This window comes from Shewanella sp. MTB7, assembly GCF_027571385.1.
Taxonomy (GTDB): Bacteria; Pseudomonadota; Gammaproteobacteria; order Enterobacterales; family Shewanellaceae; genus Shewanella.
The window spans coordinates 1,186,970-1,207,339 of the sequence record NZ_CP085636.1 but is presented as its reverse complement, the minus strand read 5'-3'; the positions used below and the strand labels follow the sequence as shown (position 1 = coordinate 1,207,339).

Below are 20,370 nucleotides of genomic sequence, written 5' to 3'. Positions count from 1 at the left end.
AAGGAATGATGAATATTATGAATCGATTAATAAATATAACCCTAATAATCTCAATGTCTTTCGCAATATTTCCTGTCTTAAGTAATGACGCGGAAATTGAAGTCATTGAAGTCAGAGCTCAAAAAAGAGTTCAGCCTTTACAAAAAGTCGGTATCACCATGGCTGCATTTGGTGAAGATCAGCTAAAAGAGTTAGGGGTAACCGACGTGGTTAACGTTGCAGCCAATGTATCAAATGTTCAGGTCAATTATGGTCTAGGCAATAACTTTTTCAATATTCGAGGATTAGGCTTAAATGAGTTCACCTCTAATCTTGACGCTCCCGTTGCCGTTCATGTAGATGAAGTTTACATGAGCAAGGGGTTTATGACTGGAATGACGCTATTTGATATTGAACATGTGGAAGTACTTAAAGGCCCACAAGGGGATCTTTTTGGCCGTAACACCACAGGAGGCGCCGTTAACTTTTTCACCAATAAACCGACATCCTATTTTGAGGCCGGAGTCAGTGTTGGATATGATAACTATGATACCTTCACCACAGAAAACTTTATCTCCGGACCCTTGTCTGAAAACCTCTCCGGAAGACTCTCCATGTATATGACAGAGCAAGGAGAGGGCTATTACTACAATACGACTCGCCAAGACGATGAAGGTGCAGTAAAAGAGAAAGCCATTCGCGGCCAACTTTTGTGGGAAAACGATGAAGGGACATCAGCGTTACTGTCAATGCACTACGGTAAGGACAAATCTGAACTTCATCCCTATGAAGGGGTCGGAAATACCCTACCCGATGGCAGTGGGTTTTGCCCAGAATACCTCAATGGAACAGTGCAAGGTGACAATGCTAATTGCTTACGTGGGTTAGATCTTATATTCAATCCAGGCCAAGATGTCAGCCAATACTACCCAGGAGAAGATGACCCTTATATCACTCAAAATAACCTTAGTTTCACTGTCGATAATGAAAGTCTAGGGGGGCTAGTTAGAGTAGAGCATCAGCTTGATGATTCAATTTTTTCATCCATAACGGCTTACGAGCAATTCAGTCAAGATCAACACGAGGATTCTGATGGCAGTCCAGTGACCTCTGTTGAAGTTTATTGGTTTACCGAATTTAAGCAGTTTACTCAAGAATTCAGGTTGTCATCAGACTTTGATCATAACGACTGGAACTACATTGTCGGATTATTCTATGAACATGACGACTTTGATAACGCTGATTATTTAACAGCATACTTACCTTTTAACGGGCTCAATAATTACTCAAAATACAATCAAAAAGTGGATGCCCTAGCCCTTTTTGCACACATAGAGAATAAATTAACAGAGGACTTAAGATTAATTAGTGGTGTTCGCTACAGTTGGGAACAAACCAATCTGACAGGCGGAACTTATAAAGGAGAAGGACTGCAATCAATCAAGGGTGAAGAGCAACCTGTCATCATCACAGGTATTGCCTCTACCGCAGCAGACCTTAGCGATGGTGGCCTACGAACTGATGAAAACGTCACCTTTAAAGCCGGATTAGAGTGGACACCTCAAGAAGATGTACTTTATTACGGTTCTATCTCTACAGGATTCAGAAGTGGGGGCTACAGTGTTGCGTTTGCAGCGACTCAAGATGAACTGACCAGTTTAGAGCCCGAAGAGATAACCGCTTATGAAATTGGATTTAAAACAACCTTAGCCAATAGAAGCTTACAATTCAACGGTGCTGTTTTCCGCTATGATTTTCAAAATGGCCACATTGATGTTGATGCACCTAACTCCCCGGTCCCCATTACGATTAACGCCGCTGAAATTGCGACTATCGGAGCTGAACTCGATCTGCAATGGGTGCCAATTGATGGTTTAAAACTAAGCTCTGGTGTGGGTTGGGTCGATGCTGAATTGAAAAGCGAGCTCACATTACAAACAGGAGTTGGTGAAGTTCAACTACAAGGAAACCGCCCAGCTTTTAACCCCAAATACACTTACAACGGACAAGCACGGTATGTATGGGAGCTAAACGATGGTTATGATCTGATTTTTGCCAGTGATTGGAGTTGGAGAGATGAGCAGTATCTCGAAGTAAATAATCAACCAAGTAATTTAATTGATGATTATTGGATCGTCAATGCACGCATTACGCTTGAATCGACCGAAAATGATTGGCGTATATCGTTATGGGGGAAAAATATAACAGATACTCAATACGTTACTTACCTCAATGATCTTCCAGCATTTGGTTGGTTACTTCGTGGTTACGGCGCTCCCTCTACTTATGGTGCAACATTTGAAATGCAATTTTAAAAACTCGTTATACCAAGCAATATTAAATACCGTTAAGCAGTAATTAACGGTATTTTTTCAGTTATTTCAATTGGAAAAGCATAGCTAAAGAGAAAGAACAGAAGCGTGGCTAATAACCGACACGATGCAGAGGAATAAAGCCATTGTCTTTTGCTTGAACAATAAACACATCTGCCTGTACATTTTTATTTAACAAGGTTATTTCACCTCTGGGACTATGAAAATTAACCGCTGACATAGACGTTTTTTCAATATCGTTAGTCAATAAGGATTGGCTTCTCTGTGCTAGATCGGCAAGTAACATAATACCTTCATAACTTGAGACGCTTATCTGATTCAGTCCAGGTGCCAGCTCGCCAAAATTATTATAGTAAAGCTTATTAAAATTTTTGGCTTCATTGGTATCTAAGCCTTCGAAATACCCCATTGAAGAAAAGAGATTGTGACTATTTTCATTACCAATCCCATAAAGCATGTTTTCTTCAATCGCACCACAATATCGGATAATTTGGCTATCTAACCCCCGTTGGGCAAATTGTCGATTAAAATCAATCGAACCTTCACCAAGCAAATTAATAAAAACAACATCTGGCTTTTGCTGTTCAATATGATCAAGCGTGCTGGAAAAATCTTTACAATTGAGTGGTAGAAGCTCATTAGCAACGACTTTTCGATGTCTAGAATGAAGAAAGTCGATAGCTGAAGCGTGAGTTTTTGCAGGCCAAATATAGTCACTGCCTACAAAAAACCAACGTTGAGATTTTACATTAGTGCACAGCCACTCTAACGTAGGCAACACACTTTGCTCAGTGGTCAGTCCGGTAAGAAACATACCCGTGCATTGATCACCGCCTTCATACATAGGGGTGTAAATGTAGGGGACTCGACCTTTAATGGCATGAGCAACCTCTTTACGTATATCACTGGTGTGGGTTCCGACCAATGCAGATAATTGACCGGAATTAACCTTGGCAGAGATCTCTTTGGCTACTGCACTAGGCGCTACACTGGCATCAATAAACTCAAGCTCAACTTTACAATCGAGTATACCTCGATAGCTATTGAGTTCCGCTGCGGCCAGTATAGAGCAAGCTTCACACGAGTTGCCCCAAAGACCGATTGGCCCACTAAATGGCAACAACACACCAATCTTGACGGTTCTATCACTCACTTTTTCATTCAAAGTATACCGCCATAGCTAAAAGAGAATATCAATTGCCCAGTAAATAGTGCTGCTCACCCATACCAAAACTGTTCATTTTACATACTCTATGGGATTATTTACTATTGTTCAATAAATTATAATCCTTTATAATTTATTCCAGATGTAGAATATCTTATTATGAAGTTAACCTCAGAGTGTAAGGGTCAATAGATGAGTCCTACTGCAAATAATTTAAAGTCAGAACTAGCGAAACTTTTAGTTCAAAATGAACGTCTTCTAGATAAAAAACTGGAGTTGGCTTTACAACAAAGAAAAAAATCGCTTGGTAACGTGCAGTGGCGAATACTCACCAACCTTATTGAAGCTAACGAAGGTCTGAGCATGAAAGATCTGTCGCAGCTCACCCACACTAACGATTCAACCCTGACTAAAGTGGTTGATAAACTTGTTAATGACAGTTTGGTGTATCGTCGACCCCACCCAAAAGACAGAAGAAAAATACTCATCATCAGCAGTAGCAAAGGTAAAGCACTACATGCCAAGTTGGAAAGTGATGTAAACCAATGTTATGAGCAAATGTTCGAGCCATTATCAACACAGCAAATGGAGTCCCTGCAAAATATATTGCAGACACTCAACAGTGAAAGTTCACTGACTTTGTAGCATTAGGTAAAGTTAATGGTATCGACCATTACACCTCAAATCAGAGGCAGATAGATATCAGTGATAAGTTCATGCTCAGCCACTTCTGGGAAGAAGTTTTGATAATGGAAAAAACAGGGGGAATCTCTTAGTAACTCCTCACTTTGTGGCAGCCACTGACCGTAGAGATAGTGCACTTTGGCATCGAGATCATCGTGGGAGCCATGATGACGGATCACAGCACAGCGCCCTTGGGGGATAGTTCGATTGATCACGCCATGAGTATTTTCTGGCACTTCATCGAACACTGAACCACAAATATCAAACCTGAAATCATCACCTGATACCGATTTAGGATCTTCATAGATCACCCCAAAAGTCTGACTCTTAGTCACTGGTGATAACCCAGTTTGTTTACGCCAAGCGATAAACTTAGCCGCAGACTCATTGGCTAATTCCGGTGGCCCTCTGTGCTCAAAAGCCGCTATTTTTGTTTCTGCAAAATTCACCAGCTCGACGGTTTGTTCTTTACCCATTTTATTCACTCCAAATTGATATTTCTCATTCCATTCCAACCATTTTGGTTGGCGACGAAATTCAGTAGGAGATTGATCGAACGCTTTCTTATACCAATCGGTATAAAGATGTGATCGCTCAGCGAGAGTTTAGCGCTTCTGAGGCAAGGCAACGAGTGAGGAACATAGTTGTTCTACGTTTAAGCTCGTTAACACCGCATCGGATGCGCTAAAACTCGCCTGTAAGGAGTGTTTTTGGCTGCCTACTTCTGCGTTGAATTAACTCACAAGGAAATAACCATTCTGTCATTCATTCGCCTTGAATTAGTTTGCCAAAAAAACTCTGAGTAGATCACTGTCTTATACCGATTGGTATTAATGCCCGAGCGAAAGACTCTGGATAATCAAATTTAGCGTCTAACGCAATATCGATAATCTTAGCATCATGATCAAAACAGAGCCGGTAAGAGGCTCTTTTTAATCGCAAAAGCTGAATGTATTTAGCGATACCAATACCAAGATAATCTGAAAACTGACGATGGAAGTGAAATTTAGAAAATCCCGCAAACTGGCTCAAATGCTCGACTGTGAGTTATTTATCTAAATTTGCATAGATATAATCACAAACGCAGTCCATCACCCTGATGTAGTTGTCTAGTTGAGCATTGGTTTTCATATACTTCCTTGTCCGCTTTCATTTAATAATCTAAATGGGATACACCTGTTTACCATATCCCCTACTGAATGTTTAGTATCTAGGGGATTTAAGGCTCTTTCCTAACCAAAGTTGCTGACTTGTCGAATAACAAGTTTTAAGTATTCTTATCTAACGTTTATCTCATATGATCGATTGTTCGTAGCCATGACTTCATTTTTATCTATAGCCTGCGGCTCGCCGAATATGTAAATACTGCTGTGACACGGCACAAGTAGTCCCTATAGCCTCTACCAAAACATCCCTGTTTTGGAAGGCCACAGCCGCATTCACACTTGGATGTTTACCTCTTCGATTTGGATTTACTCAAGATAAGCAGTCACTAGTTCTACAGCTAACAAGGCTCTATTCACTTGCTGCACCACAAGTATTAAAAAGCTTTTAAGACTGATTCGCTTTGTTCTCTTGCAGCACTTCTTTAAATGCGAAAATGCCCTCATGTTCATATTATGATCTCGTTAACTGCAGCAGATCCCATTTAGTGCCATACAAGTCTTTAAAAACGACAACCATGCCATACCCTTCAGTGCTAGGCTCTTCAGTGAACTCAACGCCTTTACTTTTCATGTTTTCGTAATCGCGCCAAAAATCGTTAGTGTGCAAGAAAAGAAAAACACGGCCACCGGCTTGATTACCTATAGAGAGTTTCTGCTCTTCGTTACTCGCTTGGGCCAACAGTAGATCAGTCCCGGTAGAATTTGGCGGAGCGATTAAAACCCAACGTTTACCTTCACCTAAATCTAAGTCTAAGTCTAAGTCTAAGTCTAAGTCTTCGATAAGCTCAAATTGTAATTTATTAGTGTAAAACTCAATTTCATCATCATAATTTTCAACAACTAAAGCGACACTTCCGATGTTTTGTTGGATAGGTTTACTCATCTCAATCTCTCTATCAAAAGAAGGATTAACTTTAAAGCATGACATAAATTATTTTCGGTTAGGCTCAAAATTTTCATACTTGGGTAAGTTAGCATCTAGCTCTTCCCAGTTAGCTTTAGATGTAACAAAATTATGAGATATAGGTCTCTCTGTTATATCTGAGTCCAATATCCCTAAACGTATTCTAAGCCTGTTTGGGTCTTCCTCATTTGAGCTAAAAACGGGTGAACCACATTCACTACAAAAATGTCTATTACGACCAGGTTTAAACGAAAAAGAAGTTAAGTTTTTAGCACCAGTTAGAATCTCAAAGTCTGCACTATTAATGAAACCGTTTGTCGCATATGCCGTTCCACTATTTTTTCGACACAAAGAACAATGACAATGAATAATATCGCTTATGGATCCTTTTATTCTTATGGATATCTCACCACAAAGACATTTACCAACATACATAATTTAATATCACTCCATCTCATACAATTTCGATGACAAGACCGCCCTGCTTAATACATTGCCCGCTCGAGTTTGTCCCGAAGAGTATCTTCATCTTCGATGCTCTCAGTTGCCTCAATAAGCTTAAGGTATGGCGCTGGCACTTGGCTCTCATGTGCGCCAATAACGACGTGATTGAGATACCATGAGAAAGGCTTGAGTGATGGTGCTGTATTGAGGCCGTAGTAGGTTATCGCTTCATGCACTTCACCTGACGCACTCACGATCTTAACGACTTTCTCACCATAACCTACTCCCAGACTCTCGGCGAGATCTAGGGCAGGCTTCTCCTTTTCATCTATGTCGAAAAGGGCACCAAATACTTGGGATTGTGGATTATCAGTTTGATATGCATCGCATTTGCCTGAACCATCTTTGCTAAGTTGATGAAACCTAAGCTCATGCCCTGTGAGCATGAAAGTACCAATGCGTTTGGCACTGGGGGTTCGCTGTCTCAATCTGGCAATCGACATATTTGAGCCATAGGCAAAATATTTCATCGTTTAATACCCTTTATTCTAAAAAATTATCTACCCATAAACATTAAGGTAAAAAGACCCTGACACACAGCCCGCCGCTATCGCGATTATGTAGACTAATTCTGCCATCGTGGGCCTCGATAATCTCTCTACATAGGGGTAAGCCAAGGCCTGTGCCAGATTGCTTGGTGGAGTAAAAAGGCAGTAAAGCTTGCTTAAGCACATCGACCGACATACCAGCCCCTCTATCTTTCACTTCGATAACGGTGCCTTGGTACACTTTTCCTTCGTTATCTAACGATCTAACCTTACCTGTGTTTCTCCCATCGAATAAACTCGAGGGCTCGATGGTTAATGTCACCCCATTAGATTCAGAACCCGACTCATGAGCATTTTTAAGCAAGTTCAATAGCACTTGCTCCATCTGGATCAGATCAAATTCTCCATCTTCATCGGGCAGTTCTCCAACAAGCGTAAACTGATAATGCTGACCGAGTTGGTCCACAAGTTTACGCCAGTTTACTTGGTCTTTTTTAGGTTGAGGCAGTTTAGCAAAGCGAGCGTAGTTGGAGATAAACAGACTTAAATGACGGCTTCTATCTTCAATAGTATCAAAGATCATCTTAAGCTTAGGATCATTTAAATCTTGAGTAAGCATGCGCCCAGAGTTCACCATAGAGGCGATGGGGGCCACTGAGTTATTCAGCTCATGGCTAATAATACGTATCACTTTTTTCCACACCGCGACCTCTTGACGGTTAAGTTCATGGGTCATCTGTTTAAGCAGTAACAGATGATGATACTGACCATTTAACATAAATTGGCCACGAGACAGGTGCCAAGTATCATCCTCATCTTGTCCCTCCACAGAGAGAGTAAACAGGCCATCTTTAGGTTTATTAAGGGCAGCAGACAGTTCAGCACTGACTTGCTTTATTAAGTCTGGCAGTGCAAAACCCTCAATATGATGGCCTTGATTAAACAGATGTCGGGCGGCATCGTTAGCGTAAATGACTCTCTGTTTATCATCGAGCAACAACATCACATTAGACGAGCTTTGTATGACCTTATCGAGCAGCAACTCGCGTTGATAGATATACTGACGCTCCCGCCTTAAGGTTTCGGCGGATTCATTAAACAGCGTCGTTAGCGACCGTAACTGGCGATCGCCACAGACAGGGATCGTGACACTAAAATCGTGGTCTTTAAAGTTAAGCAAACCCACCTCAAGTGCATTGAGACTATTCGCAAGAGTGCGGGTGATAAAGTGTGTGATAACGGCAGCACAGAGAGCTGCAAGCATAAAAATTATGACAAAAACAAACGTCGATGTGGCAATAAAGGTTTGTGGCTGAATAAGCTCCATCACGAATAACAGAGACAATCCGGTGCCAATTTGAGAGGCTAAAACGGCGCCCATGATCAGCTTAGCGCGTAGGGAAAAGTGGGATGCTAAAGTAATAAAGAACCTCATAAACGGCGTCATCATTTATCGATACCAAATTTTTCCATACGGCGATACAGGGCTTGCCGACTTAAGCCTAAAGACTTGGCCACTCTGGCAATCACACCACCATGTTCTGCTATCGCCGCTTCTATATTCCCTTTATCTAACTCAACCCTGTTTGATGCAAGGTGTTGTCTATCGGTATGGCTTGCATCAACAGGTTTAGGCTGATCAACATAGGGTTGAGCGCAAGCGACTTGTTCATCCACACTGCGGGTTCTACCACCAGCAACTTGAGGTAAATCAACAGAGATGGCTAAACTCAACCCAAAATCTGCAGGGGTTAATACACTTGTTGTGGCTAAGATAACCGCACGTTTACAGGCATTTTCTAACTCCCTGACATTACCCGGCCAACCATGAGCCATCAAAGCCTGCTGAGCTTGCTTGTTAAGGGTAAAGTCTTTGCCGATAAAGAGATCTATCAAAGGAAAGATATCATCTTGTCTTTGATTAAGCGGTACCAGCTCAAGCTCGATAACATTAAGGCGATAGAAGAGATCTTCCCTAAAACGCCCCTCCCGGATAGCTTCGGCAAGGTCGGCATTGGTGGCACTTAATACCCGAACATTGACCTTGCGGGTTTGGTGGCTGCCCAGTCGTTCAAACTCACCGGTTTGCAGTACACGCAACAGCTTTACTTGGCCAGACAAAGGGAGATTACCTATCTCATCCAAAAACAGGGAGCCGCCATCGGCCGCCTCAAATCGACCTATACGGGTTTTATTTGCCCCGGTAAACGCCCCCGCTTCGGCGCCAAACAGCTCAGCTTCCAACAAATCCATAGGCAATGCGCCCACATTCACCTTAATAAAAGGTTTATTCTTGAGTGAGGAGTTAGCATGGATAATGTCCGCCAGTTTATCTTTGCCGGCGCCGTTGGGGCCGGTTATCAACACGGACACATCGGAACGGGCGATCTGCAAAGCCAAGTCCACACAGCGCTGCATAGCACCACTACCAAAGACGATGCCACACAAATCCGCCCCTTTGATGACCGACATGCGATCATTATCCACTCTTGCTAGTTGGGTATTGGCTTTCGATAACGTGTAGATGGAGATCAAATTGTTAATGCTGGTGATTAACTTAGTATCATCCCATGGCTTACCCATGTAATCTGCCGCGCCCTCTTTGACTAACTCAACGGCTATCTCAAGCTGGGTCCACGCGGTTAACAGTACAATCGGCAACAGAGGTTGAATCTCTCTGAGTGCATAAAACAGGGTCTTGCCCTCCTCGCCCGATGTCGTGTCTTGAGTAAAATTCATATCCTGCACCACCAGAGATACCTCATGTAGTGAGATTAGCTCCAACGCAACTTCAGGGGATAGACACGTGAGCGTATTAAAGCCGTTAAGCTCTAACATCAGCGCCAATGCGTTACACACAGCTTGGTTATCGTCGACAATGAGGATTGTATCCATACTTATTTATTATTCTTATACTGTAAAAAGTGTGCGGAAATAGTGTTAAAACTAACTGAAAACCTAAGAGAATTAAAGATTAATCCGCTTAGGCTTATAACCCAACATGTTACATTTAGGTCTGTTCCTTATGATTAAACACTTCTTGTTGCGATAGCCGGAGAGATCTTTGCCGCTTTACGGGCAGGTAAGATCACGGCAACAGTTGTGAGTAATAACAAGCCAATAATCGTCGCTATCGGATAGATAAGCTCAAGTTTAGGTAGGCTATAAACCGTCATCAACTGTTGACCTAATTGGATTGCCACTAGACCACCAATCACACCGCCCGCCAGACAAATGATATAGTTCTCAACTAAGAAGAAGCTGATAATGTCACGTTTTTTAGCGCCCAATGCACGGCGAGTACCTATTTGTTTAGTCCGACGTTCGATATTGAACATCACCATACCAGCCAAACCTAATGAAGTGATAAGTAAGAGTAAAACCACCATCATCGACAGTACCGTTGCCATCAATTCGTGGTTACGATAAACACGCTTCCTATGTTCACTGATCAGCGTAAAACCTTCAATAACTCGATTACGGTTATCTTTATGCAGCGCCGCTGGAATAGCCTCCTTTAGTTGAGCTAAGGTACCGACCTCAGCGCGCACCAATACCTTAGTAAACACATTAACCAGTCTTATGTTTAAGATGACACTGTTATCGAGATATGAACTGTTAACCCACGCACCTTGTAGCTTATCAACCACACCGATGATCTTGATTGGCATGTCACCAAAATCCCCGGCATACATGATCTGTCCAATCGCAGGCTCATCGCCCCAACTCGCTTTAGCAAACGCTTTTGATACGATGCCATGGGTCGCCAAGTCTGGACTGCCAGTCAGGATCTCCTCTTCATAAAAGTTGCGCCCCTCTATCAGCTCCACTCCTAGGCTATTGAGCATATGTTCGTCGCCATAGTAGATGGCAGCATTCTCAGTATCTTTGGCGGTTTCCTTGCTGCTGCCTACCGTATAACCCGATGACCAACCACCGCCACTCAAGGGCACCATACTGGTTGTTGAAGCATCAATAACACCTGGCAGGTCGCGAACGGCTCGGATATCGCGCTGAATTTGAGACTCTAGATCGATATTGGTATCGAAGCTGTAAAGACGAAAATCAAATACCTGCTCTTCGGCTGTGCCAGAATCTCGGTCCATCAAGGCGATACGTTCACTGATGATGAAACTGGCATTGGCCACTATCGCGACCGAGAGAATGATCTGAATAAGCAGCAGGATCGGACCACTCTTATTACGCATTAACGTACTCAAAATAGGTTTAATCTGTAACATAATGAACTCCTTCTACTGACTCTTCAGATGAACGCTAGGATTGGTAGAACATATCCGCCACGCTGGATACACCCCTGCAATTAACGCCGCTAAAATAGCGATACTCGGTGCTAATACCCACATCATCAGATCCAGTTGGGTTAGTGAGTCTTCCAAATCAAAGTGAGCAGACAACATAGACAGTGATCCCCAAGCCCATAACAGTCCCAGTAAACCACCACCGAAACCAATCAAGCCTACCTCAACCATATGTTGCGAAAATATCTGAGAACGGCTGGCACCAATTGCGCGGCGTACGCCCACTTCAGGTGCGCGCTTAAGGAACTTAGCCAGTAGCAGTCCTAACATGTTAACCAAACAAACGACAAGAAAAAGCACACTGAGACCAACCAAGATCTTATTGTCTTCAGGCACCACTTCATTGAGCGCCAGCCACTGCTCTACATTTGAAAGCTGCGCTGCGGCTTCGGGGCTCTCAAAGCGCCCTAAAAGCTGTTGTTGCTCCACATAGCGTTGTAACCATTGAGCATATTCATCACGCTGTTTATCATCTTTAACTTCAGCCCAAAACTGTACCCAATGCATCTCTGAACTTAAGCGTTGGCTGTAGTTATTCATCGACTCTCTTTTCCAGCTTTGATTATTACCCCAGCTCTGATACTCCTCTAAAGGCGCTAGCGAAAAGGGCACAAAAAGTTGCGTAGAATCCTTAAATCCTCCGGTGGTCAAATCATAGTAGATAGGGCTTGGATTCCAGATCTTAGTGACACCGACAATTTGATAGGGTTTGCTATCCAAATAAAGCGTTTTCCCTATACTGTCTTCGCCCGAGAATAACTGCTTATTCAGCGCTTCATTGATCACCACTTGATACGCGGCTTCAGTATCGACGCCCTTATCCCAGGCTTTACCATAAAGAAATGGCACCGAAAACATATCGAAGAAGTCACTATCGGTCACTCGAACAGACTCTAACAAAGGCACAAAGTCAGGGTCCTCGGTCTGCAGTGCTAGCCCAGTAACAAACATCGCAGTTTGACGCACTGGAACATCACTTTTACGCAGATTATAAGCATCTTGGTAAGTCACTTGAGCATTAAACTCTTTCCACGCATCTTTACCTTGGCTCCAAAGCTGCACTGCCATGAGTTTATCGGAGCGATCACCCGCTGGGTTTTCTGACATTAGCTGATACACATTCAAGGTAGTAATGGTAATACCTATGCCGATTGAGATAGCTAACACCATCAAGAGTGACAAAAATGGCGTTTTTTTGATGCTGCGCCAAGCCAGATCTAGATAATAGAAAAACATAGATTATCCCCTTAGCTTGCCGCTTGTTCAGTTTCAATCTGTGATGACGCTTCACGATTGTTATCGTCATCGGCAACTAAGTGCGGTTTGTCCGCTTTAGCGCCGTCTTGATACATGGTGAAATCACATACTTGGCCATCGACAATCTGAATATTACGTTGAGCGCGACGGGCCAGCTCCGCATCATGAGTCACCATAATAATGGTGGTTCCCGCCCTGTTGATCTCTTCAAGCAGCTCCATCACCTGACGCGCCATCATGCTGTCTAAATTACCGGTTGGCTCATCGGCCAGTAGAAATCTTGGCTCACCAGCCAAAGCACGAGCAATCGCCACTCTCTGCTGCTGACCACCAGAAAGTTGTGATGGCAGATGCTTCATTCGTGCAGCCAGCCCTACCTGCTCTAAAGCATGTTGCACACGACGTTTACGCTCCGCCGCATTAAAGCCACGGTAACGCAGTGGCACTTCAACATTCTCGGCCAAATTAAGATCGGGAATTAAGTTAAACCCCTGAAAGATAAATCCTATCTTTTCATTTCGAATGGTCGCGCTTTTGTTATCGCTCAAGTTAGAGATATTCACTCCATCGAGAAAGTAATCACCATGAGTAAAGCCTTCTAACAAGCCTGCGATATTGAGGAAGGTAGTTTTGCCTGAGCCTGAAGGCCCTGTTACCGCCACAAATTCACCTTCATTAACCTCTAAATTAAAATCACGCAGCGCATGGGTCTCGACTAGATCGGTTTTAAATACTTTGCTGATATTCTTCATCGATAACATTTTATTATTCCCTGTTTGTATCGTTTAATTCATTTCCAGAAGCTAGGTTCTAGGTTCTAATTCATTACCTGCAATCTTAAATTTTGGTTAGGCAACCACAGGTTTAGCGAAAGATGAACTCAATTAGTGCTGTCGCCGATGTCCAAACCATTTCGCTTAAGTGATGTAAACCGCTAACAAAGCCCGCACTGACATTAGATGTTTCGTTGACAGACACATGGAACGGAGCCGTGACTTCTAATACATTTAAACCAAATACAAACCAGTCAGCGGCACTTTGAGTCGACACCTGCACCGCTATGATCAATAGCAAAAGGGCTGTAACCGTGATGGCCTTTTGTAGGCTAAGGGCTTTCATTGCGTTAAAGACTTTCTGGCCACTAATTTCCTCACTCATATTTTGCTCTACTCTATTCATCATGTTCTCCTTAGCGAACCAGTACTTGCTGCGCTTTGTTGAAGTCCTGAATACTTGATATCACCCACACATCACCAACCTTACCTCCTTGGAGCACTTCGATATGGCTCATGCTGCGGGCACCTAATTGAATGTTCGTCTGCTCGGCAATGTCACCATTCATGGCATACACCTCTTGACCACCACCGGTGGAAACAAATGCACCACGTTTAACCATCAAGACGTTAGATCTGTTTTCCAATAATACCCGTGCCGATAGACGCTGGTTCTGCCTAAGGTGTAAACCTTGGTCTTGATCAAATCTGACACGAGCAGTCACTTCGCGGTTTCTCACCTCAGGTGAAATTGATGACAGTTGCCCTATCAGGGTCAAAGAACCGAAGCTCAACTCAACATCCATGCCCAGTCCCAACTCATCGGCATAAGACTCTGGCACAGCGAGTTCAGCTTCAAAGGCGCTTAAATCGACCACGGTTAATATAGGTTGGCTCTGGCCGATACGGGCTTTTTGCTCTGTTAACCAGTTACCGATAATGCCGCCCACTGGCGCTTTAATGTTTAACGCTGCCACCTGACGCTCAAGCTCACTGACCACCAGCTTCTGACGATTAACCTCAGAGACTTTGTTCTTGACCTCAAACGTTAAGGTATCGCGCATCAAGTCAGCTTCTTGCAATGCATGGGCGGACAATAATTTAGCTTTATACAGATCATCCTTACCCTTCTCGAAATCAATTTTTGAGATCAGTTTATTTTGAATTAGCTCATCACCACGGCGACTCTCTCTGTCGGCAGCAGCCAGATCAACCTTGGCCATATCCAGTGTTTGTTGCGCTTTTAGTTGTTCGCGGCGGGCATCGAGACGGGCACGTTCCAGTGAACTTTGCATCCCCTCTAACAAGGCTTCTTGCTGCTTAAGGCTGTTAGTGAGTTTGTGACTTTCGATGGTGGCCACCACATCACCCAGTTCAACTCGGTCGCCAGGCTTTGCCAGTAACGTCACAGTGCCTTGGTCGGTGCTATAAAGGATTGGCGCATTGGCCGCGACAATTTTACCTATGGTGGCGATATCTCGAGTGAGGGTACCTTGCGCTAAAGTAGCAAATCTCAATTCACTACGTTTGATAGACTCACTCACTTGACTGCCACCGACACTTGACCAAACCAAACCCGAGATGAGCAGCACAGCAGCACCAGCTACCAAAGGCCACTTAAACTTCTTGCCCATACTTGGCTGCACCACAGTGTCCTGTCCGCTCGTATCCATAATCATAATTCTGTTCCTAGCTATCATCTTTATGAGCGCCGATAAGTGTCCAGCACATCTAATTACAGTGAGTATTACAAGTTGCATGCCATAAAATTAAACTGCTAAAATTCAATACCTTAATTGAAACCCGATAATAGCGGACAGATAAAAGTGTCCGCGGACACACAGGTAAAGTGTCCGGTTAATGACTGAAATAACAAAAAGTGTCCGCTCTATTCCTCAATAAGACAGCCGCTCACTCTTAAAGAGAACATGTTGAAGATGAAACATAAAACATCACTAGCAGGAGCATAAAACACGACTAAAATGACTATTTCATACAGTTCATCGTATTTTTCTAATGAATGCTTTACAAGTTGGCACTAAGTCCATTAGAATTTCCTTATGGATTATTTATTGGATTTCACCATGACTAGCTCAACGAGTTGTTATCGTCGCCATTGCTATTTAGCATTCATCAGCTTAATGCTGCTAACGAGTTTCTCTTTACATGCTGCAGATACAAAGACAGAAACGATTAAGGTGTCGTTAAGTGATCACATTCGTTGGATTGAACTCGATGCCAAACTCGAAGCCGTTAAGGCAGCTACGGTATCAGCACAAACTTCAGGGCGCGTGTTATCACTTAACTATGATGTCAATGATATCGTGCCTCAGGGAGCACCTCTGCTGGAGATCACCAGTAAGGAACAAGGGGCGACACTGGCCGCTGCCGAGGCTGAACTTGCCAGATCAGTAGCCCATAACACTCAAGCTCAACTCACCAGACAACGTTATTCAGCCTTATTCCCACAAGGGGCAATATCTCAGGGGAATATGGATGAAGCCACAGCTCAGGCAAAGTCAGCTGAGCAAGCAGTATCCGCGGCTAACGCAAACCTTATCCGCGCCAACGAATCACTCACCTACACCTCAGTTGCAGCACCATTTTCAGGGATTGTCACCCACAGATATGTTGAAGAGGGCGAAACCGTCAGCCCAGGCCAAGCGCTGCTATCAGGCTTTTCGTTAGACCAGATGCGCGCCGTAACTCAAGTGCCTCAACGTTACATTGACGCCTTGAAACAACAACCTAAATTTGAAATATCCCTCAACGATGGACGCCGCTTTCAATCGGATAAGTTAACTATCTTCTCTTTCGCCGATCCCCAAAGTCACAGCTATAAAGTGCGGATTTTGCTGCCCGAAGATGAAGCAAACCTTATGCCGGGTATGTGGGCTAAGGCCAAATTCAGTGCTGGTGTTACCCGCAATATCACCCTGCCTAAGTCAACCCTGATTGAACGCGGCGAACTCACAGCGGTGTATCGACAACTCGGTGATCGCTTCGTGCTTAATCAAGTGCGGATCGGCAGAACTGAACATGACACTGTCGAGATATTGTCCGGCCTAGATGAAGGCGACATTGTGGCGCTTGACGCATACCAAGTGCTTCTCGATAAGCAAGTTGTCAGTCAGCCAAGTAGGTAAAGGAATAAAGTATGAGCAGTCAAGAACCATCTAAATCTGGCGATGCTTCGAATAGGAGCAAGCTAGGCATCTCTGGCAAGATAGCCGCTGCATTTCAGCTCAGTGCTATCACCCCTTTGCTAGCGATTCTCGGACTGTTACTCGGTCTATTTGCTGTGCTAGTCACCCCAAAAGAGGAGGAGCCGCAGATCGATGTAACCTTTGCCGATGTCTTCATTCCTTTTCCTGGCGCTAGTCCTGCCGAGGTTGAAAGCCTAGTCACCTTGCCTGCAGAGCAGATCATCTCTGAGATTAAAGGAATTGATACCTTATACTCCTTCTCTCAACCCGATGGCGCGCTGATTATCGCCATATTCGAAGTGGGTATTCCACGCAGCGAAGCCATCGTGAAACTCTACAACCAGATCTATTCCAATATGGACAGGCTTCCTACGGGTTCAGGTGTTGGCGAGCCCCTTATCAAGCCAAGAGTCATAGATGATGTGCCGATTGTCAGCCTGACTTTGTGGTCTAAAGATCCCCATGTATCGGCAGAGGATCTGACCCATGTCGCCCATGGTTTAGAGACTGAGCTCAAGCGCATTCCCGGCACCCGTGAAATCTACGCTGTTGGCGCTCATGAGCTGGTACTGAATGTTCGTATAGACCCCGTTAAAATGAACTATTACGGCTTAAGTTTCGATGCGATCAGCCAATCTTTGTCAGCAAATAACCAGATCTCAATACCCAGCTCATTGATTCAAGGCAATCAGGAGATAAAGGTTCAGGCGGGTCAATTTCTACAGAATATAGATGACGTTAAGCAGCTAGTACTCTCTGTTTACAGTGACAGCGATGGCCAGAGTGTTCCGGTTTATCTCAATGATATCGCCGAGCTATCACTCAAAGCCGATATTCCGGTAAAAAGCGCCTGGCATGGCGACAAACAGGGAATGTACCCTGCGGTCACCTTGGCGATAGGTAAACAAGCTGGCGAAAATGCGGTGGCAGTGGCAGAGCAGATCTTAACCCGAGTCGACAGGGTTAAAAACCTCCTTATCCCCGACAATGTGGAGGTCAGCATATCAAGAAATTATGGTGAAACCGCTGGTGACAAAGCCAATACCCTCATCTTTAAACTCATGTTTGCGACTGTTGCTGTGGTGATTTTAGTCCTGCTAACAATGGGAGCGAGAGAAGCGATGGTCGTTGGTGCCGCCATCATTATCACCTTGGCCATCACCCTATTTGCCTCATGGGCGTGGGGTTTCACCCTAAACCGAATATCACTGTTTGCACTTATCTTCTCTATCGGTATTTTGGTCGATGACGCCATCGTGGTGGTAGAGAACATTCATCGACATATGGCCATGGGGGAAAAGAGCCTGACTGAGCTTATCCCTGCCGCCGTTGATGAAGTGGGAAGCCCTACCATTCTGGCGACTTTTACCGTTATCGCCGCCCTGCTACCCATGGCTTTTGTGTCTGGACTCATGGGTCCCTACATGGCGCCAATTCCAATCAATGCCAGCATGGGCATGTTGATATCCTTGGCTATCGCCTTCACCATCACCCCATGGCTTAGCCGTAAGTTGCTCAAACACAAACCGACGGCCTCAAACCTAGATAAAGCAGATACTGAACTCGATCCTGAAAACACCATAGAGAAAAAAGGCGTGATGTTCAGGTTATTTACCCACCTCATCGGCCCATTTGTGCTCGGAGAACAAGCCAGAAAAGCCAGAGTCGGACTCGCAGCTGGTATCTTTGTGTTAATCGGCATCGCCGTTGCACTGCCAATCGGTCAGCTGGTTATTCTCAAAATGTTGCCTCTGGATAATAAATCTGAGTTTCAGGTGATGGTCGACATGCCAGAAGGTACCCCAGTTGAGCAGACACAGAGAGTATTGCAAGATCTTGGCCGCTATCTTGCCACTGTCGATGAAGTTGAAAACTACCAACTCTATGCTGGCACCAATGCGCCGATGAACTTCAACGGCTTAGTCAGGCACTACTTCCTTAGGGAAAGCCAGGAGCTTGGCGATATTCAAGTCAATCTACGGGATAAAGGCGATCGTGAACGCGACAGCAATACCATCGCTCAATCGGTTCGCGGGCCACTGCAAGAGATAGGTAAGCGTTACAACGCCAATATTAAGATTGTTGAAGTACCACCAGGGCCACCGGTCTGGTCGCCCATTGTTGCTGAGGTTTATGGCCCCAACGAAGCGATTCGTGAGCGCGCAGCCAATGAGCTACAAACCTTGTTCAAGCAGACTCATGGTGTCGTCGATGTCGATATTTTCCTCCCTGCCGCACAACAGAAATGGCAGGTGATCATAGACAGAAGTCGAGCGAGCCTGTTGGGCGTACCCTATCAAAATATTGTCGATCTTATTGCCACTTCGGTAGGTGGTAAAGACCTAAGCTACCTGCATGATAAAAACCAAAAAAATCCGATCCCGATCCGCTTGCAGCTGAAAGAATCAGCCAAGGTCGATCTCGATCAGGTACTCAACCTAAAGCTCACCGCTAAGGATGGCAGTCGCGTACCAATTTCTGAGCTGGTCACGATCAATAAGGGGGTTATCGATGCCCCTATCATCCACAAAAATATGATCCCAATGATCATGGTGGTTGCAGATATGACAGGGGAAATCGACAGTCCGTTGTACGGCATGTTTGATATGGCAGCCAATATAGATAAAGCGGGGGGACTCGGCTTCGAGCAGCATTATATCAATCAACCAAACGGACTCGATACCGTGGCTGTTCTGTGGGATGGGGAATGGAAGATCACCTATGAAACCTTTAGAGATATGGGCATCGCCTACGCCATCGGAATGATAGCCATCTATCTCTTGGTGGTTGGACAATTTAGATCTTACACTGTGCCGCTGATCATCATGGCACCGATTCCACTGACGGTTATCGGTATTATGCCGGGTCATGCCCTACTCGGAGCTAACTTCACCGCACCCTCGATGATTGGCATGATTGCCCTTGCCGGGATCATAGTGCGAAACTCAATACTCTTGGTGGACTTCATCAATAAAGAGACCGCCGCCGGTGTACCTTTTGAACAAGCGGTGATCCACTCGGGCGCCGTGCGGGCAAAACCCATTATATTGACGGCACTCGCCGCCATGATTGGCGCGCTATTTATTATCGATGATCCTATCTTTAACGGCCTAGCCATCAGCTTAATCTTCGGCATCTTAATCTCGACACTGCTCACCTTAGTGGTGATCCCTGTTTTGTACTATGCCGTGATGAAAAACAAGCACAGTTAATTACTTATGTCTCTCTAAAGGAAAAATGATGACAATTGAACGTTCGATTATGGCCTTCGCTGGCATGATGGTTATACCATTCCTATTCAATAAGAGTTCAATTCAGAGCCTCTCAGACTTTTCAATTCAAGACACGTTGATGCCGAAATGGTTACTCCCTTTTAAATCAATGCAACACTGAAGTGATTTCACTGGCGCTGACGACCTTGATCAGCCCCCACTTTATCTGGTTCACCGCTTTTGTGGGTGCCAATCTGTTTCAGAGTGCCTTTACTGGCTTCTGCCCAATTGCTATCTTGATGAAAAAGTTGGGCATAAAAACAGAAGCTCAATGTGCTGTCGCTAAAGCACTTTAAATTCAAATATAAATTCAATAGCTT

The 20,370-nt window shown here is 44.4% G+C and carries 18 protein-coding genes; 5 read left to right on the top strand and 13 right to left on the bottom strand.

The features are described 5' to 3' along the window. The first annotated feature begins 17 nt into the window (after positions 1-17). On the top strand, positions 18-2,294 hold the full coding sequence (locus HWQ47_RS04920; RefSeq protein WP_269970069.1) for a TonB-dependent receptor: 2,277 nt from the start codon (positions 18-20) through the stop codon (positions 2,292-2,294). Positions 2,295-2,403: 109 nt separating this feature from the next. Here HWQ47_RS04920 and HWQ47_RS04915 read toward each other — a convergent pair whose 3' ends face one another. Beyond that, on the bottom strand, positions 2,404-3,477 hold the full coding sequence (locus HWQ47_RS04915) for a substrate-binding domain-containing protein (protein WP_269970068.1): 1,074 nt from the start codon (positions 3,475-3,477) through the stop codon (positions 2,404-2,406). Between the two features lie 192 nt (positions 3,478-3,669). On the opposite strand from HWQ47_RS04915, the gene HWQ47_RS04910 reads away from it, so the two are divergent. Beyond that, positions 3,670-4,122 carry a MarR family winged helix-turn-helix transcriptional regulator gene (locus tag HWQ47_RS04910; RefSeq protein WP_269970067.1) on the top strand — a complete coding sequence of 151 codons (453 nt, stop codon included), beginning with the start codon at positions 3,670-3,672 and terminating at the stop codon, positions 4,120-4,122. A 35-nt stretch (positions 4,123-4,157) separates the two neighbouring features. On the opposite strand, the gene HWQ47_RS04905 is transcribed toward HWQ47_RS04910, so the two are convergent. The 12 genes from HWQ47_RS04905 to HWQ47_RS04850 form a co-directional block, all read right to left on the bottom strand. Then, positions 4,158-4,637, bottom strand: a complete 480-nt coding sequence (locus HWQ47_RS04905; protein ID WP_269970066.1) for an AraC family transcriptional regulator — start codon at positions 4,635-4,637, stop codon at positions 4,158-4,160. Positions 4,638-4,968: 331 nt separating this feature from the next. Further along, entirely contained in the window at positions 4,969-5,193 is a 225-nt protein-coding gene (locus tag HWQ47_RS04900; RefSeq protein WP_269970065.1) for a helix-turn-helix domain-containing protein, read from the bottom strand. A gap of 585 nt (positions 5,194-5,778) precedes the next feature. Beyond that, complete coding sequence (locus HWQ47_RS04895) at positions 5,779-6,210, bottom strand: VOC family protein (RefSeq protein WP_269970064.1); 432 nt, start codon at positions 6,208-6,210, stop codon at positions 5,779-5,781. A 48-nt stretch (positions 6,211-6,258) separates the two neighbouring features. Next, positions 6,259-6,666, bottom strand: coding sequence for a GFA family protein (locus HWQ47_RS04890; protein WP_269970063.1), 408 nt, complete (start codon positions 6,664-6,666; stop codon positions 6,259-6,261). 50 nt (positions 6,667-6,716) lie between these two features. Then, positions 6,717-7,205 carry a gamma-glutamylcyclotransferase family protein gene (locus HWQ47_RS04885; protein ID WP_269970062.1) on the bottom strand — a complete coding sequence of 163 codons (489 nt, stop codon included), beginning with the start codon at positions 7,203-7,205 and terminating at the stop codon, positions 6,717-6,719. Between the two features lie 43 nt (positions 7,206-7,248). Then, positions 7,249-8,673 (bottom strand): sensor histidine kinase, encoded by a 1,425-nt coding sequence (locus tag HWQ47_RS04880; protein WP_269970061.1) that lies wholly within the window; start codon positions 8,671-8,673, stop codon positions 7,249-7,251. Further along, positions 8,670-10,118, bottom strand: a complete 1,449-nt coding sequence (locus HWQ47_RS04875; RefSeq protein WP_269970060.1) for a sigma-54-dependent transcriptional regulator — start codon at positions 10,116-10,118, stop codon at positions 8,670-8,672. Before HWQ47_RS04875 ends, HWQ47_RS04880 begins: the two co-directional genes overlap by 4 nt. 134 nt (positions 10,119-10,252) lie before the next feature. Next, positions 10,253-11,464 (bottom strand): ABC transporter permease, encoded by a 1,212-nt coding sequence (locus HWQ47_RS04870; RefSeq protein ID WP_269970059.1) that lies wholly within the window; start codon positions 11,462-11,464, stop codon positions 10,253-10,255. Between the two features lie 12 nt (positions 11,465-11,476). After that, positions 11,477-12,778 (bottom strand): ABC transporter permease, encoded by a 1,302-nt coding sequence (locus tag HWQ47_RS04865; RefSeq protein ID WP_269970058.1) that lies wholly within the window; start codon positions 12,776-12,778, stop codon positions 11,477-11,479. A gap of 11 nt (positions 12,779-12,789) precedes the next feature. Continuing rightward, the gene (locus HWQ47_RS04860) at positions 12,790-13,560 is read right to left on the bottom strand and encodes an ABC transporter ATP-binding protein (protein WP_269970057.1); all 771 of its coding nucleotides are present in this window, start codon (positions 13,558-13,560) and stop codon (positions 12,790-12,792) included. Between the two features lie 103 nt (positions 13,561-13,663). Further along, positions 13,664-13,981: a hypothetical protein gene (locus tag HWQ47_RS04855; protein ID WP_269970056.1), complete on the bottom strand. Its 318-nt coding sequence runs from the start codon at positions 13,979-13,981 to the stop codon at positions 13,664-13,666. Between the two features lie 7 nt (positions 13,982-13,988). Further along, on the bottom strand, positions 13,989-15,251 hold the full coding sequence (locus HWQ47_RS04850) for an efflux RND transporter periplasmic adaptor subunit (protein WP_269970055.1): 1,263 nt from the start codon (positions 15,249-15,251) through the stop codon (positions 13,989-13,991). Positions 15,252-15,656: 405 nt separating this feature from the next. On the opposite strand from HWQ47_RS04850, the gene HWQ47_RS04845 reads away from it, so the two are divergent. From HWQ47_RS04845 to HWQ47_RS04835, 3 genes are all read left to right on the top strand, one after another. After that, positions 15,657-16,718, top strand: a complete 1,062-nt coding sequence (locus HWQ47_RS04845) for an efflux RND transporter periplasmic adaptor subunit (RefSeq protein WP_269970054.1) — start codon at positions 15,657-15,659, stop codon at positions 16,716-16,718. An 11-nt stretch (positions 16,719-16,729) separates the two neighbouring features. Next, complete coding sequence (locus HWQ47_RS04840; protein ID WP_269970053.1) at positions 16,730-19,990, top strand: efflux RND transporter permease subunit; 3,261 nt, start codon at positions 16,730-16,732, stop codon at positions 19,988-19,990. 182 nt (positions 19,991-20,172) lie between these two features. Continuing rightward, positions 20,173-20,346 carry a YgaP family membrane protein gene (locus HWQ47_RS04835; RefSeq protein ID WP_269970052.1) on the top strand — a complete coding sequence of 58 codons (174 nt, stop codon included), beginning with the start codon at positions 20,173-20,175 and terminating at the stop codon, positions 20,344-20,346. Positions 20,347-20,370: the final 24 nt, after the last annotated feature.

Bases quoted from the DNA above. Each gene is read 5' to 3' on its own strand.
- HWQ47_RS04865 (WP_269970058.1), bottom strand. From the start codon at position 12,778: ATGTTTTTCTATTATCTAGATCTGGCTTGGCGCAGCATCAAAAAAACG.
- HWQ47_RS04895 (WP_269970064.1), bottom strand. From the start codon at position 6,210: ATGAGTAAACCTATCCAACAAAACATCGGAAGTGTCGCTTTAGTTGTT.
- HWQ47_RS04860 (WP_269970057.1), bottom strand. From the start codon at position 13,560: ATGTTATCGATGAAGAATATCAGCAAAGTATTTAAAACCGATCTAGTC.
- HWQ47_RS04910 (WP_269970067.1), top strand. From the start codon at position 3,670: ATGAGTCCTACTGCAAATAATTTAAAGTCAGAACTAGCGAAACTTTTA.
- HWQ47_RS04855 (WP_269970056.1), bottom strand. From the start codon at position 13,981: ATGATGAATAGAGTAGAGCAAAATATGAGTGAGGAAATTAGTGGCCAG.
- HWQ47_RS04880 (WP_269970061.1), bottom strand. From the start codon at position 8,673: ATGATGACGCCGTTTATGAGGTTCTTTATTACTTTAGCATCCCACTTT.
- HWQ47_RS04840 (WP_269970053.1), top strand. From the start codon at position 16,730: ATGAGCAGTCAAGAACCATCTAAATCTGGCGATGCTTCGAATAGGAGC.
- HWQ47_RS04920 (WP_269970069.1), top strand. From the start codon at position 18: ATGAATCGATTAATAAATATAACCCTAATAATCTCAATGTCTTTCGCA.
- HWQ47_RS04875 (WP_269970060.1), bottom strand. From the start codon at position 10,118: ATGGATACAATCCTCATTGTCGACGATAACCAAGCTGTGTGTAACGCA.
- HWQ47_RS04885 (WP_269970062.1), bottom strand. From the start codon at position 7,205: ATGAAATATTTTGCCTATGGCTCAAATATGTCGATTGCCAGATTGAGA.
- HWQ47_RS04870 (WP_269970059.1), bottom strand. From the start codon at position 11,464: ATGTTACAGATTAAACCTATTTTGAGTACGTTAATGCGTAATAAGAGT.
- HWQ47_RS04890 (WP_269970063.1), bottom strand. From the start codon at position 6,666: ATGTATGTTGGTAAATGTCTTTGTGGTGAGATATCCATAAGAATAAAA.
- HWQ47_RS04845 (WP_269970054.1), top strand. From the start codon at position 15,657: ATGACTAGCTCAACGAGTTGTTATCGTCGCCATTGCTATTTAGCATTC.
- HWQ47_RS04905 (WP_269970066.1), bottom strand. From the start codon at position 4,637: ATGGGTAAAGAACAAACCGTCGAGCTGGTGAATTTTGCAGAAACAAAA.
- HWQ47_RS04850 (WP_269970055.1), bottom strand. From the start codon at position 15,251: ATGATTATGGATACGAGCGGACAGGACACTGTGGTGCAGCCAAGTATG.